Source organism: Geobacter sp. AOG2 (assembly GCF_019972295.1).
In the GTDB taxonomy this organism is placed as follows: Bacteria; Desulfobacterota; Desulfuromonadia; order Geobacterales; family Pseudopelobacteraceae; genus Oryzomonas.
The window spans coordinates 2,299,247-2,314,312 of sequence record NZ_BLJA01000001.1 but is presented as its reverse complement, the minus strand read 5'-3'; the positions used below and the strand labels follow the sequence as shown (position 1 = coordinate 2,314,312).

Here is a 15,066-nt window from a genome sequence, read left to right as displayed (position 1 = left end):
ATACCTTTATTTTGTGTAAATGTTGAAACCGTTTTCCAACAGAAGGCTGCGTACGACCTGGTCAATGGCCAGATCGGTAAGGAACAGACTGCCGCCGGGCAGGGAAGGGTCGTCCAACCAGAACCCCGACATCTGTACCGAATAGGGGAGTCCTTCCTCGCGGATCAGGTCATGTCGGCCATAGGTGTTCCGGATCTTCATTCCCGCGAGGATTTTTTCCGTGCTCTTGCGGAAATCGTCCTGTCTGTCGAGGGTAATGACCCGATACCCCTTGGTTTCCAGGATACGGAAGAGGGTGTAGGTGACCGCATCGCCGTCAAAGCGGGTGATGACGTACTTTTGTCCGCCGCGGACGAATGACCGGTCGGCCCTGACGGAAAGGGAGATGCCGTTGTCGTCCGCCCCAAAGACGTCTAGGGATCGATCACGTTCGGGTGATACCGCCAAAGACGCCAGGATGGCATCCACCATTTTGGGTTGAGTGGAGATCCCTATCTGTCCGATGTTGCGGGCCGGGCGAACGATGAGCGGTCCGGGCGCGGCAAACGGTTCGTAGACCGTAAAGCCTTCTTTTTTAAGCACCCCCCGCAAGGTGGTTGGCAGGGGCTGCCGTCCGTTGTTCAACAAAACGACATCCTGATTGACCAGGCTGTCGGCCGCCTTTTCTATCTTGAAATCGGAGTGGACGGTTACCTTAGGGTCGACTCCGAACTCCATGTTGAAGTTTTCCTCCACCGAATAGAATCCGGCCGCTTCAAGCATGGTGGCCAAAAGCTGCCTGGTGTCTGCCGGCGATTCGGATACGATATGGACCGACGGCTCCTTTTCTTCAATCAGCGATTTGATCAGGGGAGGGATGGTCTTTTTACGGTCCACCAAGATCCGGCCGCCATCCATGGTGGCGTACATGGGATAACGCTGAGGATCGAGGGTCAGGGTGAATGTGGGCGAATGAAGCGTGAGCGGCTTGCTCAACTCGCTCTTCGAGGGCACGACCCGATCCCAGACACTTTTGATCTGCCGAAGGGTTTCCTGCCCATCAAGTGCAGGCACAGAGGGGGGCGTCAGGCTAAATGCCCTCCCCGTGGCTTCAGGCGCGTCTACGTCGGGTGTGGCCGAAGCAACCCTGTCCGTCTCGTACACCGTGGCCGCACCTTCCGCCTTGCGGTCAAAGGCAGGAATCACTATACGTTGGCCGACCTTCAGGCGTCTGATATCCCTGATATTGTTCTTGCGGCAGATTTTTTCGATCAGTGTTTCTGTCTCATTATCTTTTATGCCGAAATGTCGTACCAGGACCTTGTGAAGATTGTCGCCGGCTTTTATGGTATAGATTGTGCCATTTTGCGGCAGTTGGCGGGAGCGTGGCCGGGCGGCATGCCTGCCGCTTTTGGCCGCAGGCTTGCGGGTCGTGGTAGCCTCAAGTGTCTGGGGGCTCAGTTCGAAACGCGGGTCCATGGCGGCGTGCAAGGGTTGTGCGGTTATCGAAGCGGCAATGATGAGTAGGAAAACCAGCGTGGTACGGACATATGATGAGAACATTGCATCTCCATGGTCGGCCTCTGATCAAAGTCGAGCCCGCTCAGGGGCCAAGGCCGACAAATGTATAAATCCAGCAAGGTTGAAAAAATGTGACGGTTGTTTTAAATCAGGGATACGACAAAGGCGTGCAATTTCGATTTTCGAATGTAGAGCATCAGGTCTGCCTTGTCGGCCACACTGCCACGCTCTATCAGGTAATCCTGTACGTTCTCCCGTGAGGTCACCCGGAAATGGTCGTTGCCCACCAGTTCTGTCAGCACTTTTTTCAGAAACTCCTCATCGAGGCTTTGCCGTTTAGCCGGCAACACCTGGACAGCCTTGATGCGGTTGTTTTCCCGGAATATCCGGCATTCGTAATCTGCTCCCGCATAACGTTCCCAGCCCGGGTGCCGGGCTGTATAGACGTTGTCACGGCCATCAGCAGGAATAAATGCCGGCAGAGGGGCATCCGTATTTCCGATGGGATGGTGCACGCTCGAAGCAGTCTTTTGAATGGCTACCGCGACGGGCGCCGGCTTTTGCAGCTTCGTTGCCGCCCCCGGTTTCTGCCGCAGCAGATACCAGGCAACGGCACAGGTCGCCATGGCCAGGGCGATACCCACACGGCGCCTCCATCTCCTGTCCGGCAGTTCAAAGCTCTCAATGAACGGGGCTATATCACTCTGTTCCCGCCCGGCTGCTGCTGTAGCCGCCGCGGTAATGCGGAAATCACCCGGCGGCGTTGTGATAGACGGGGGCGAAACCGCAGGCTTCGACACTGGGCGATGGTCTTGTGGTACTGCCTTGGCCACAGGGGGTGGGGGGGCTGCCGGCAGGGGGGGTGAAGTTGGGCGCACTGAAAGCGGGGGTGAGGGCGCGATGGTCCTGGACGGAATCACTGTTTCTTCTGGAAAAGAGGTTTCATGCCCCATCTGTTTGGCCGTTTTCTCGTGTTCGACGGGTAATTGTCGGGACGGAGTGTTTTTGCGGGGGGCAGTGTCGAGAGGCTTCGTGGCGGGGGAGGCAGCCGCCGGTTCTTGATCCGGGTGAACGCCGTTCTCCAGTCCCCTGACCTGGGCCTCGGGCATGGTTGTCATGAATTCATCCAACGAGTTTACGAGTACGAATGCGTCATGTTCTTCGACAGCGGAATATTCCCGGGGGCGATTCAGTGTGATACCGGCTGTTTGAGGCTGCTTGCCCTTAGGAGGGGGCGGTGACAAGCAGGTGTCTTCCCACTGGGTGCCGAGAATCGATTTGAGGGCGGCACCAAGGGTCTTGGCCAGTTTCGTCTCGGGCAGTGTCAGGTCGAGCAGGTGCTCGAACAGTCCGGCGACCGGTTTGGCGTTGTCGTCCCCCTCGTGCATCAGAATGAAGGAGGGCGCATCTTTTCTGAACAGCATCTGGATATGCCGGGCAATTTCATCGGCATTGATATCCGAGAGTCGGTTCTGGATGCAGACGACAGTCGGACGTTTTACGAAAATATCCTGCAGCGCTTGGTCGATATCGGCCACCACGTCGACCGTAACCTTGATCGTTGCTTGGAGATATTGCTTGATATGTGCTGTTTTTGGGCTGTTGGAGATAATGACGAGGCTGACCATTAGCGGCCTTTGTTTATATATATTGAATTTCTTTATTAACTTGTGAGTGCCGAACTTGGCAGCTTTTATAATTACCACGACTTAAGATGAAAGAAAATAGTCGTTTTTTGCTGAAGGACTTTCTTGGAGTGCATGAGTCAAAACAAAGGCGTTCCGGCTGGTTTTCCCCGCCGGAGAAAAAGTGGGCTTGCGTGGTGAGGTTTCACCATACTATACTGTCCACCGTCCTGGCAAACAAGGATGAGACTTACCTCAACAGGAGATGAGACCGTGAATCCGAGATTATCCGCCGAGTGGGAAGTGCAGGACGGCGTCCTGCTGGCCTGGCCCCATGAGGACACCGATTGGGCCTATATGCTGGACGACGTCCGTCCGGTTTTTGCGGAGATTATCCTCCGGATTACCCGCTTTGAGCGAGTGGTGTTGGTCGCGCCCAGTGCCGCTTCTGCCCGCAACTACCTGGCCGGTTCCGGCATCGACCTGGAAAGGGTGGTTATCTGCGAACTGCCCACCAATGATACCTGGGCGCGGGACTTTGGCCCCATCACGGTGATCTTCAACGGCAAACCAGTGCTTCTGGACTTCGGTTTCAACGGCTGGGGGCTCAAGTTCGCCGCCAATCACGATAACCTGATTTCCAAGCGGCTCAAGGAGTTGGGCGCGCTCACCCCCAATCTCAAAACCGTGGGCCTGATTCTGGAAGGGGGCAGCATTGAGAGCGACGGCCTCGGGACCATCCTGACTACCACCGAATGCCTTCTTTCGCCCAACCGCAACCCACAACTGGATAAGAGCGAGGTTGAGCAGGCTCTGGCCGCCCTTCTGGGGGCACGGCGCGTACTGTGGCTCAATCACGGCTTTTTGGCCGGAGACGATACTGACTCCCATATCGACACCCTGGCGCGTATCTGTCCGGGCAATACCATCGTCTACACAGCATGTGACGACCCACGGGACGAACACTACCAAGCACTGAAGCTGATGGAGGGAGAATTGGCGGCCTTCCGGGCCCCGGACGGCTCCCCTTATCGCTTGATCCCGCTTCCCTGGCCCAAGGCTCGTTTCGACGACCAAGCCCACCGTTTGCCGGCTACCTATGCTAATTTCCTGGTGATCAACGGTGCCGTGCTGGTCCCTGCCTACCGGGATGAGGAAAAGGATGGGCTCGCCATGGAATGCATAGGCCAAGCCTTTCCCGGCCGGGAGGTCATCGGCATCGACTGTCTGCCGCTCCTGGAGCAGCACGGTTCGCTGCACTGCGTGACCATGCAGTTACCTCAGGGGGTGTTGCCGTGAGGTCCCTCAGAACGGCGTTGATCCAGCAGACATGCAGCAACGACAAGGACGCAACCTTGGGCAAGACCTGCGCCATGATCAGGCGGGCTGTAGCCGACGGGGCGCTCCTGGTGGTTCTGCAGGAATTACATGCCGGCCCATACTTCTGCCAGGTCGAGGATCCAGACCTGTTCGACATGGCAGAGACGATCCCCGGCGCCGACAGTCGCGTCATTGCCGGCCTGGCCGGCGAGCTGGGAGTGGTCATTGTGGCCTCGCTCTTCGAACGCCGCGCTCCCGGACTGTACCACAACACCGCCGTGGTCTTTGAAAACGACGGCTCCACGGCCGGCGTTTACCGCAAGATGCATATCCCTGACGATCCCGGTTTTTACGAAAAGTTTTATTTTACCCCCGGCGACCTGGGATTCAATCCGGTGAAGACCTCGGTCGGGACGCTCGGGGTTCTGGTCTGCTGGGATCAGTGGTATCCCGAGGCGGCCCGATTGATGGCCCTGGCCGGGGCCGACCTTCTGATCTACCCAACCGCCATCGGTTGGGACCCGGCCGACAGTACGGCGGAGCAGGAGCGCCAGCGTGACGCTTGGATCACCGTCCAGCGCGGCCATGCCGTGGCCAACGGTTTGCCGCTTCTGGCCGTCAACCGGGTCGGGTTCGAACCGTCGCCCCTTCATCCCGAGACCGGGATCAAATTTTGGGGGAGCAGCTTTGCAGCCGGGCCACAGGGGGAACTGCTGGCCGAGGCTTCACGGGAGAACGAGGAAATTCTGTTGGTGGACCTGGATCTGGGACGGAGCGAGACCGTGCGGCGCATCTGGCCGTTTCTGCGCGACCGGCGTATCGACGCCTATGGGGATCTGTTGAAGCGTTACCGGGATTAAAAAGGTTGTTGAAAAACAGCCATCTCGCCGCCGTCCTCGAACGCTCTTTCGTGAGGCGTAGCTCTGCTACGCCTCCTCGGGGCATTCTGCGAGTGCGACGATCTGATTATTTTTGAACAACCTTGGTGTTTCATCAGGAGGTTGATAATTTTTCCGTAAGAGTCTACCCTCGCAATCCCACCTCTTTGGCCAGCGCGCGCCAAGCCGGCAGGCTCCGTTCGATCATCCCTTTGTCCACGCAGTAGGCGATCCTGAAAAAGCCCGGTGCCCCGAATCCGCTTCCCGGCACCAGGAGGATGCGGTGTTTCTGGGCCAGTTTGATGAATGCCACGTCATCAGCCAGCGGTGAGACGGGAAAAAGATAAAAGGCGCCGTCCGGTTTGACTAGTTCGAACCCCATTGACGTCAGTTCGTTGACCAGAAGATCGCGTTTTGTCTGATACAGGCCGATATCCACCGATTCGTCCTGTAATTTAGCCACCAAGCGCTGCATGAGGGCTGGCGCATTGACAAAACCCAGCACCCGATTGCTGAAGATGGCGCCTTCCATGAATTGCATGGCGGTGGCCATGGTGGGGTTGATGGCCAGGTAGCCGATCCGCTCCCCTGGCAGGGCCAGATCCTTGCTGTGGGATGTGACGATGACGGCGTTTTCCACCAGAGGGAAAATATTGGGGACATGTCTGCCGTCATAGGAGATGCGGGCATAGGGTTCATCGGAAATAACATAGATGTGGTGGCTGGTCTTCTGTTGGGCCTTTTGCAGAAGTTCGCCGAGTTGGCGCAGGCTTTCCGCCGAGTAGACAACCCCGGTCGGGTTGTTGGGTGAGCAAATGATGATTGCCCGCGTCTTTAGTGTGAGCGCCTTCTCAATGGCGCCGATGTCGAGTTGGAAGGTGGCGCGGTCGGTCCAGACCTCCACCGGAATTCCGCCGTGATTGTCGATATAGAATTTGTATTCCACAAAATAAGGGGCCAGAATGATGACCTCTTCCCCCGGATTGAGGATGGTCTTGAGCACCACGTTGAGCGCCCCTCCCGCGCCGCAGGTCATTACAACGTGGGAGGCTGTGACCGGCAGCCCGGAATCCCTGGCCAGTTTCGCAGCCACGGCGGCCCGGGTTTCAGCGTACCCTGCATTGTTCATGTAGCTGTGCATGCCGGGCAGGGGATGCTGCGCCAAGGTCAATAACTCGCGGTTGAAGGCTTCGGGCGGGTCCACATCCGGGTTTCCCAAGGTGAAATCGTAGACGTTGTCGGCACCGTATTCCTCGCGCAGGACTTCTCCCTCCTCGAACATCTTGCGAATCCAGGATGAGCGTGAGATGAATCCGGCGATTTTGGTGGCGATTGCCATGGTTGTTTCCTCCCTGGTGCCTTTTCTGGTAAGATTATCCTGATATTATTACTACAACCATTCTGGAGAACTCAATGGAAATTCCGTCCTACCCCGAGTCGAAGCCGCTCGATCTTGCCGACAAGGCCTTGCTGGACGTTAAATTCTCCATTCTTCAGCCCCGCGTATCCGAGTTGACCTTTGCGGGCTTGTACTTGTTTCGTGCCGCCCATGACTACCGGTTGACCATGGTGGGGGAATCCCTGGTGGTGCTGGGGCGCGGCTATTCGGGCGAGCGATACTGCATGCCGCCTCTGGGGGGTGACGTGGAAGAGGCTCTTGAGGCGATGTGGGGCGACAACTTGGATCTCTATGGTGCAGATGAAACACTCGCGGAGCGGTGCCTGAAGCGGGGAGGGGTGGTCGCGGTCGAGGAGCGGGATGCGTTCGATTATCTCTACTTGCGGGAAGAACTGGCCACCCTGCCGGGTAATCGCTTCCATAAGAAAAAGAATCGTATCAACTATTTTGCCATCCGCCACGATTACGATGTGGTGCCATTCTCGGAACAGTATCGGGTTGGGTGCCGTAACCTGCTGGAAGTATGGAGGGGCATGGTTGCCGGGGAGGAGAAACCCTCTTTCGGACTGGAGGTCGAGGCCACCGCCGAGGCTGTGGAAAAGGCGGAACTGCTGGGACTGGAAGGAGTAGTAGTAACCGTTGACGGGGAGGTCAAGGCTTTTAGCCTTGGGGAGCGGCTCAACACCGATACTGCGGTGTGTCATTTTGAAAAAACCGATCCCTTCATGGAAGGTCTGTCACAGCTTATCAACCGTGAGTTCAGCCGTCTCTTGTTTGAGGACTGTCGATTCGTGAACCGCGAACAGGACCTGGGGGATGCCGGGTTGCGTAATGCCAAACTGTCCTATCATCCGGTCGAGTTAATCAAAAAAATTCGGGTTCGACGGGCAGTATGAAGTGTTTTCCCCTACTCCAGCCTTCCCCCGCTGGGGAGGTGACTCGAACTGGTTCGGTTTTTGATAAATAGTTTGCAATCACCAGGAAAATATTGTATATAACCTGTTCTTTAAAAGACGGCATCCGTGCCGCATCTCCTTGCTCCGGGCAGGACCGGGGCTCGAAAACCGTGAGGAGGAATAATCACATGAGGAAGTATGAAACCATTTTCATCCTCCAGCCGGAACTTGGCGAAGACGAGATAAAAAACATCGGCGCCAAGATTCAAGAGGTCATCTCGTCGTACAATGGCGAGTGCTTCAGGCTGGACGACTGGGGTGTCAGGAAACTGGCATACCCCATCAGGAAGTTTGCCAGGGGGCGCTACTACTACCTGCGCTTTGATGGTGGGCCGGAGATGATCGCCGAGTTGGAACGGCGTCTCAGGCTTAACGAAAAGGTGCTCCGGTACCAAAGCGTCAACATTACCGGGGAGCCCGAGAAGGCTGTCGAGAAGAAGGCTCCCGTGGCTGAAGCTGAAACGGTCGAGGCTGTTGAAGAGGCAGCTGTTGTCGTTGAAGCGGCAAACGAATAATTTCCTGGAGGATATACTATCATGAGCGACGAAAGACCCAGCACCCCATATCAGCGTCCGGCAGGCGGCTCCGGCGGTCAGCGCCCCTCCGGCGGCCCCGGCGGCCCCCGCAAGCGTCGTCCGTTTCAGCGCAGGAAGGTTTGCCGTTTCTGCGCCGAGAAGAACCTGACCATTGATTACAAAGAACCTCGTACCCTCCGCTACTTTATCTCGGAGCGCGGCAAGATCGTTCCCCGTCGTATTTCCGGTAATTGCGCGAAGCACCAGAGGGAAATTACCGAGGCCATCAAGCGCGCCCGTAACCTGGCGCTCTTGCCGATTGCCTCAAACCATGCGCTGTCCTAGGGGCTGAATGGACTTGAGCACAAGGGCCGGTTCCGTCATGGCACGGCTTACAGCAGTTTTGGTGGGCGCCGCAGGAACGTTCGCGTTGTTTGCGGCGTCTTTCGTGATACCGCCCGTCGGTTTCTTTTCGGGGATTCTGGCACCGTTCCCGGTGATGTATTTCCGTTTGCGCCATGGGCGTAGCATTGCGCTCATCATCCTTCTGACCGCTGTTACCGCTTTGACGGCGGTATTCGGGGTCAATGCGGCGGCAGTATATCTGTTGCAGTGCGGGATTATCGCCCTGGTGCTGCCGGAATTGCTGTTGCGGGGTTATGGCGCAGCCCGGACCATTGCCTGGACAACAGGTGTCAGTGTGGCGGTCTTGGCCGCTGCCGCTTTTATTTTTACCCAGGTCAGCGGACTGAATCTGCATCAATCCCTTTCCGGCGAGATCTCAACGAGTATCTCCCGGGCGCTGGCCCTGTATGAAAAGAGCGGCGTCAAAGGGGAAGATTTGTCCATGGTTAAGCAGTCCATGGATTTGGCCGCCGCCCTGGTTATCAGAATCTATCCGTCATTGGTGACGATTCTGCTGGGGATCGTGGCAGGATGCAATCTGGCTCTGATACGCCGGCCGGCCTTCCTGATGGGGTACCGCTTCCAGTTGGGCGACTTCAGGGAACTTCGGCTACCGGAACCACTAGTCTGGGTTCTGATTGTCGCTGGCTTTGCCATGCTGGTTCCCAGTCTGCTTGTCACGATACCGGCTCTCAATCTGCTGGTAATAATGACAACACTCTATTTTTTGCAGGGTCTGGCAGTAATTCTGGCGATTATTGCCCGGCAGGCCTTTACCGGCATCATACGTGTGTTTCTTTGGGTGATGCTGCTCGTTCAACCGTATCTTGCGGCCTTTGTTGCCGCCATCGGTATATTTGATATCTGGGGAGACTTCCGCACCCCCAAAAAACAGGAAAACCTGTAATAATCAGGCTCGAAAGGAGAGAAGTATGAAGGTCATTCTGAAGGAGAACATCGAAACCCTCGGTCACATCGGCGACATCGTCAAGGTTGCCCCCGGCTATGCCCGCAACTATTTGGTCCCCAAGGGCTTCGCCATAGAGGCCACCGAGAAGAACGCCAAGGCGCTTGAGCACGCCAAGCGTCAGTTGGCCTACAAGAAGAACAAAGCCCTGGAATCCGCCCGTGCCCTGGCTGCCAAGCTGGAAGGGCTCGCCATTGATCTAGTCCACCAGGCTGGCGAGGAAGGGAAACTCTTCGGTTCCGTTACCAATATGGAGATCGCCGCATTCCTCACGGGAAAAGGCTTTGATATCGACCGTAAAAAGATCGTTCTTGCCGAGCCGATCAAACAGGTAGGCGAGGTCAGTGTTCCAGTCAAGATCCACCCCGAAATCGTTGCTAACCTCAAGGTAACCGTGAAGGCTGCCTAAGTCCTGATTCATCGTAAAACAACAAAAGCCCGCCGGATTCTTTCCGGTGGGCTTTTTTGTGATAAAAATACCATAATTTGCCACAGAGACACGGGGACACAGAGGTACTCAGAGAAAGGCGTAACGACTTCAAGAGAGAATAACTCGAATCCAGTTTTCAGCCTGTTGGAGTCTTTTGTTTTTCTCTGTGTCTCCGTGTCTCTGTGGCAGATGTGTCTTTGCCGATTGTCTTTACTGGCGGCTTATCTTCAGGAAGTTCTCCAGCAGTTTCATCCCGCCTTCGGTAAGAATCGACTCGGGATGGAACTGCACACCCCAGATAGGGAAGGTTTGGTGCCGCATCCCCATAATCTCGCCATTTTCAACCCATGCGGTGACCTCAAGGCAGTCGGGTAAGCTGCTGCGCTCCACCACCAAGGAGTGGTAGCGGGTGGCCTGAAAAGGGTTCGGCAGACCGGCAAAGAGTTCCCGGCCATCGTGGATGATCGGCGAAGTCTTGCCATGCATCAGGGAAACACTGCGGACCACGTTTCCCCCAAATGCCTCCCCGATGGCCTGATGGCCGAGGCAGACGCCCAAAATCGGAATCCGGCCGGCGAAGTGCTTGATCGCGCGTACCGATATGCCCGCTTCACTGGGGGAACAGGGGCCGGGAGAGATTACCAGCCGTCCCGGTTGGAGGGCCTCGATCTCTTCCAGGGTGATCTTGTCGTTGCGAAAGATGCGTACATCCTCGCCCAATTGGCCGAAATACTGGACGATATTAAACGTGAAGGAATCGTAGTTGTCGATCATCAGCAGCATGTTATTCAAGCCCTTTCTCGGCAATCTCGATCGCCCGCCGGGCGGCCATGGCCTTGTTGACTGTCTCCTGCCATTCTGCCGCCGGGTCGGAGTCGGCCACAACTCCGCCTCCAGCCTGGAGGTGCACCATGCCGTCCTTTATGACCAAGGTGCGGATGGTGATGGCCAAGTCCATGTTGCCGGAAAAGGAGAAGTACCCCACGGCGCCACCGTAGATTTCGCGGCGAACCGGTTCCAATTCGTCGATGATCTCCATGGCCCTGATCTTCGGTGCCCCGGAGAGGGTACCGGCCGGAAACGTAGCCCGCACGACATCGAAGGCATCATGGCCTTCGTCCAACCGGCCCTGCACGTTGGACACGATGTGCATGACGTGGGAGTAGCGCTCGATGACCATCAGTTCCGAAACGCTGACCGACCCGGTGGAGCAGACTCTGCCCAGATCGTTTCGTCCCAGGTCCACCAGCATGACATGTTCGGCCCGCTCCTTAGGGTCGTCCAGCAATTCCTCGGCCAGTCGCGCATCCTCTTGGGGCGTGGCGCCGCGGGGGCGAGTGCCGGCAATGGGGCGGAGTTCGACCCGGTTTCCCTCCTTGCGCACCATGACCTCGGGTGACGCACCGGCAATGACCGTATCGTCCAATCTCAGAAAGAACATATAGGGGGAGGGGTTGAGGGTACGCAGCACGCGGTAGACGTCGAACGGTTCAGCTGAGAGCCGCCCGCTGAAACGCTGGGAGGGAACCACCTGGATGATATCGCCGGCCCGGACATACTCCTTGGCCTTTTCCACTGCGGCCTCGTAATTCTCGCGAGTGACGTTGGAGCGAAGTTCAACAGGCTCGCAAGAGGTGATGGTCGCAGTCGGTGATAGGGGGGTGCGCAACCTGCTGATGATGGTCTCGATCTTATCCATCGCCTGCCGGTATGCCTCTTCAGGGGTTATGTCGCCATCCAGATGAGCATTGGAGACCACCTTGATCTTTTGACTCATGGTGTCGAAGATGACGATAGTGTCGGTCACCAGAAAGTAGGCTTCATAGGCATCCAGCGCGGCTGGTTTTTCCGTGGGCAGATGTTCGAAATGGCGCACCATGTCGTATCCCAGATAGCCGACAGCGCCGCCGAAAAAGCGTGGCAACCCTTCGACTTCCACAGGGGAAAAACGGGCCAGCAGGGTGCGGATGGAATCTAACGGATCATCGGTGGTGACGGTCGTCGTGACGTTGTCCTCGAGGATCTCGACGGTGTTGCCCTTGGAGCGGATGATGCGTGAAGGGCTGGAGCCGAGAAAGGAGTAGCGACCCCATTTCTCACCGCCCTCAATACTTTCGAGCAGAAAGGAAAAACGCCCGTCGTCGAGTTTCTTGAAGGCGGTGACCGGCGTATCCATATCAGCCATGATTTCCCGGTAGACCGGAATCAGGTTGCCTTTTTGGGACAGGCTACAGAAGGTTTCGATTGGGGGAAAAAACATGTGCGTGGCTCCGATAAATGAATCAGGGTGATTGAAAAAACTAGCACAGGCACTGAGGAGAGTCAAGTTCAGTGGGTTTGTGCCGTTGCCGGGTTTGTTTTTTTAAGTTCTTCCCTTCACTCATATTCATTGCTATACTGCCTGCCCAGTTCAAAAAACATCGCAAAGGGTCCTGATATGAAACAGACCAACATATTACTGGAGAGCGACACCAACGAACTTGAGATCGTTGAATTCAGGATCGATGAAATGGATGCCCGCAATAATCTGGTGCCTTGCCATTACGGCGTCAATGTGGCCAAGGTTAGGGAGATTATCCGCCTTCCCCAAATGTCTCGGGTGGTCAATGCCAAGCCGGGCGTCGAAGGAATGATCAAGCTTCGGGACAAAGTCATCACGGTCATTAATCTTGCGCAGGTGCTTGGCAAGGATACGGGAGATTTGGTGGCGGACCGGGTAGTGGTGCTCGAGTTCAACAACCTGATGGTTGGGGTTTTGGTTCATTCCGTCTCCCGCATTTACCGTATCTCCTGGAAAAACGTCGAGCCACCGGCCCATTCGGTGCACAGTGATCAGGTTACCGGCCTTGTCAAGATGGATGACCGCATCATCTTGGTACTGGACTTTGAGAAGATAGTGGGGGAGTTGTGTTCGGAGAGTGCACTCAGGCCGATCGAGGATAGCGCCCTGCTGTCATCGGAAGACGTGGACCGTTCACACAAGACGGTATTGGTTGCCGACGATTCCCTGTTTATCCGCAACACATTGTGTCATGCCCTGCGTTCGGCCGGCTATAATGTTACCGAAGCGGAGAACGGAGCCGAGGCTTGGGACATCATCCAGAACAGGGTGACTCAGTGCGCCCAGGACAGCAGCGATTTCAGATCCCACATCAGCATGTTGATTACCGATGTGGAGATGCCGCAGATGGACGGCCTGCATCTGACCTCGTGCGTTCGCAAGGAAGAAACGTTGAAGACGTTGCCGGTCGTGATTTTCTCATCCCTCGCCTCTGAGGACAATAAACGCAAGTGGATCGGGCTTGGGGCCAACTATATTCTAACCAAACCAGACTTGCCCAATCTTGTCAGGGTGGCGGATGAGTTGACGCGCTAGGTAGGATGTGCTTTTCCAGAGCCCCGTTCTGTAGCGCTTCATTTTTTTATGGACACCTTGTCTCTAACGTGCCGCCCAGGGTCCGAATCCCCGCCGGGCCTTTCCGCCCACTTCCCTTGAGTAGAAGTCTCAGACCCCTAAAAACATCCTGTTTGGCAACTTCCTTCGCTGGATGATGCGTTTTTTGTTGTTATAGAGCCTTTTAGGCGATAATTTTGCATTATTCCGCGGCAGGAGGGAATAGTGATGACCGACATACAAAAAGTGCAAAAAAACGGCAAGGTCCCGCTGGTTCTGTTCGTGGACGATAATGCCGATTTTCTGGAAGAGATTCGTTTCGTACTCCTTTCCAATTCGATTTGCGAGATCGTGACCCTCACCGACAGCAACCAGGTGTTGACGGAACTGGATAAAGGAATCTATTCGGCCATTTTTCTCGACTGGATTATGCCGGGCGTATCGGGTGTCGATCTTCTGCCGGTCATCGCTCAGAAATTTCCGAATATACCGGTCATAATCATGACCGGCGTAAGCGATGTGGAGACAGTGGTAAGTTGCATGAAACAGGGGGCTATGGACTATATCACCAAACCCCTCGATTCATCGAGGCTCATATCCAGCATCAACAACGCATTCAAAATCCTCGAGTTATCAAACCAGAACCAACAACTCCAAAACTATCTCCTGGGCGACCCGATTGCCCAACCGGACGCTTTCAAGGATATCCTGACCCGTAGTGAAAAGATGCTGTCCATCTTCAAACTGGTCGAAACCATAGCACCTTCCCGTTACCCGGTCCTGATCACCGGCGAAACCGGAGTCGGCAAAGAGTTGATCGCCCGCGCCATCCACAAAGCCAGCGGCCTGCAGGGCAATTTTATCCCCCTGAATGTTGCGGGGCTCGATGCGCATATGTTTGAGGATACACTCTTCGGCCATAAAAAAGGTTCTTTCACCGGAGCGAGCGAGCTGCGGCAGGGGTTGATTGCCAAGGCCCAGGGAGGAACGCTATTCCTGGACGAGATTGGAGATCTGTCACCTGAATCCCAGATAAAGTTGCTGCGGCTCCTGCAGGAAAACGAATATTATCGGTTGGGTTCGGATGTTTTACTGAAAAGTGACGCACGGGTCATCGTGGCATCCAATCGGGACTTCAAAAAGCTGGTTGCCGAGAATCAGTTTCGGGAAGACCTCTATCACCGGATTTGTTACCACAGGCTGCATATACCTCCCTTGCGGGAGCGGCGGGAGGATATTTTGCCGCTGGTTAACCATTATATCAACGCGGCGGCGAAGAGCGTGGGGAAAAAACCGCCCAGGATCGCGACCGAATTACGCTGGCTGCTGGAAGACTATGATTATCCCGGTAACGTCCGCGAACTCATCAATAAGGTCAGCAGCGCCGTTGTGGTCAATAAAACCGGGCTCTTGGTACAGAGCGATTTCCCGGATATGGTGATCAGGGCCAGAACCATGATCGATGCAGGGGCCAAGGCTGCAAACAGCCAGTTCAGCCTGCATGTGGTTTTCCCTTCATTTCCTTCCATGGGGCAAATCGAGAAATTGATGTTCGAAGAGGCCTTGAAGGTTACGGGGGGCAAGAAGGGACCGGCGGCCGACCTGCTCGGCGTGTGCCGACAGACGGTGCAGAAAAAACTCACCGAACTGGAAAAATGATTTGAAGGTGCTGGCGGG

General features: G+C 55.8%; 14 protein-coding genes. 9 read left to right on the top strand and 5 right to left on the bottom strand.

All coding sequences use genetic code 11. The annotated features are described in order from the left end of the window. Positions 1-6 precede the first annotated feature (6 nt). Both LDN12_RS10460 and LDN12_RS10455 read right to left on the bottom strand, forming a co-directional pair. Entirely contained in the window at positions 7-1,542 is a 1,536-nt protein-coding gene (locus LDN12_RS10460; protein WP_223922621.1) for a LysM domain-containing protein, read from the bottom strand. 101 nt (positions 1,543-1,643) lie between these two features. Then, positions 1,644-3,128 (bottom strand): hypothetical protein, encoded by a 1,485-nt coding sequence (locus tag LDN12_RS10455; protein WP_223922620.1) that lies wholly within the window; start codon positions 3,126-3,128, stop codon positions 1,644-1,646. 270 nt (positions 3,129-3,398) lie between these two features. Here LDN12_RS10455 and LDN12_RS10450 point away from each other — a divergent pair, with 270 nt between their 5' ends. Continuing rightward, positions 3,399-4,424, top strand: a complete 1,026-nt coding sequence (locus LDN12_RS10450; RefSeq protein WP_223922619.1) for an agmatine/peptidylarginine deiminase — start codon at positions 3,399-3,401, stop codon at positions 4,422-4,424. Beyond that, positions 4,421-5,305 carry a carbon-nitrogen hydrolase gene (locus LDN12_RS10445; RefSeq protein ID WP_223922618.1) on the top strand — a complete coding sequence of 295 codons (885 nt, stop codon included), beginning with the start codon at positions 4,421-4,423 and terminating at the stop codon, positions 5,303-5,305. Before LDN12_RS10450 ends, LDN12_RS10445 begins: the two co-directional genes overlap by 4 nt. Positions 5,306-5,468: 163 nt before the next feature. On the opposite strand, the gene LDN12_RS10440 is transcribed toward LDN12_RS10445, so the two are convergent. Then, positions 5,469-6,662, bottom strand: a complete 1,194-nt coding sequence (locus LDN12_RS10440; RefSeq protein WP_223922617.1) for a pyridoxal phosphate-dependent aminotransferase — start codon at positions 6,660-6,662, stop codon at positions 5,469-5,471. Positions 6,663-6,736: 74 nt separating this feature from the next. Between LDN12_RS10440 and LDN12_RS10435 the strand changes: the two genes are divergently transcribed. The 5 genes from LDN12_RS10435 (at position 6,737) to rplI (ending at position 9,974) form a co-directional block, all read left to right on the top strand. After that, entirely contained in the window at positions 6,737-7,618 is an 882-nt protein-coding gene (locus LDN12_RS10435; protein WP_223922616.1) for a DUF2156 domain-containing protein, read from the top strand. A gap of 188 nt (positions 7,619-7,806) precedes the next feature. Beyond that, positions 7,807-8,193: a 30S ribosomal protein S6 gene (rpsF, locus tag LDN12_RS10430; protein WP_223922615.1), complete on the top strand. Its 387-nt coding sequence runs from the start codon at positions 7,807-7,809 to the stop codon at positions 8,191-8,193. Between the two features lie 21 nt (positions 8,194-8,214). Continuing rightward, complete coding sequence (rpsR, locus tag LDN12_RS10425; protein ID WP_223922614.1) at positions 8,215-8,538, top strand: 30S ribosomal protein S18; 324 nt, start codon at positions 8,215-8,217, stop codon at positions 8,536-8,538. A 37-nt stretch (positions 8,539-8,575) separates the two neighbouring features. Further along, positions 8,576-9,505 carry a YybS family protein gene (locus LDN12_RS10420; RefSeq protein ID WP_223922613.1) on the top strand — a complete coding sequence of 310 codons (930 nt, stop codon included), beginning with the start codon at positions 8,576-8,578 and terminating at the stop codon, positions 9,503-9,505. Positions 9,506-9,530: 25 nt separating this feature from the next. Then, positions 9,531-9,974, top strand: coding sequence for a 50S ribosomal protein L9 (gene rplI / locus LDN12_RS10415; RefSeq protein ID WP_223922612.1), 444 nt, complete (start codon positions 9,531-9,533; stop codon positions 9,972-9,974). Between the two features lie 231 nt (positions 9,975-10,205). On the opposite strand, the gene LDN12_RS10410 is transcribed toward rplI, so the two are convergent. Both LDN12_RS10410 and trpE read right to left on the bottom strand, forming a co-directional pair. Next, entirely contained in the window at positions 10,206-10,778 is a 573-nt protein-coding gene (locus LDN12_RS10410) for an aminodeoxychorismate/anthranilate synthase component II (protein ID WP_223924054.1), read from the bottom strand. Between the two features lies 1 nt (position 10,779). Next, positions 10,780-12,255, bottom strand: a complete 1,476-nt coding sequence (trpE, locus tag LDN12_RS10405; protein WP_223922611.1) for an anthranilate synthase component I — start codon at positions 12,253-12,255, stop codon at positions 10,780-10,782. 177 nt (positions 12,256-12,432) lie between these two features. On the opposite strand from trpE, the gene LDN12_RS10400 reads away from it, so the two are divergent. After that, positions 12,433-13,371, top strand: a complete 939-nt coding sequence (locus tag LDN12_RS10400; protein WP_223922610.1) for a chemotaxis protein — start codon at positions 12,433-12,435, stop codon at positions 13,369-13,371. Positions 13,372-13,617: 246 nt separating this feature from the next. Beyond that, on the top strand, positions 13,618-15,048 hold the full coding sequence (locus LDN12_RS10395) for a sigma-54 dependent transcriptional regulator (protein ID WP_223922609.1): 1,431 nt from the start codon (positions 13,618-13,620) through the stop codon (positions 15,046-15,048). The last annotated feature ends 18 nt before the right edge of the window (positions 15,049-15,066 follow it).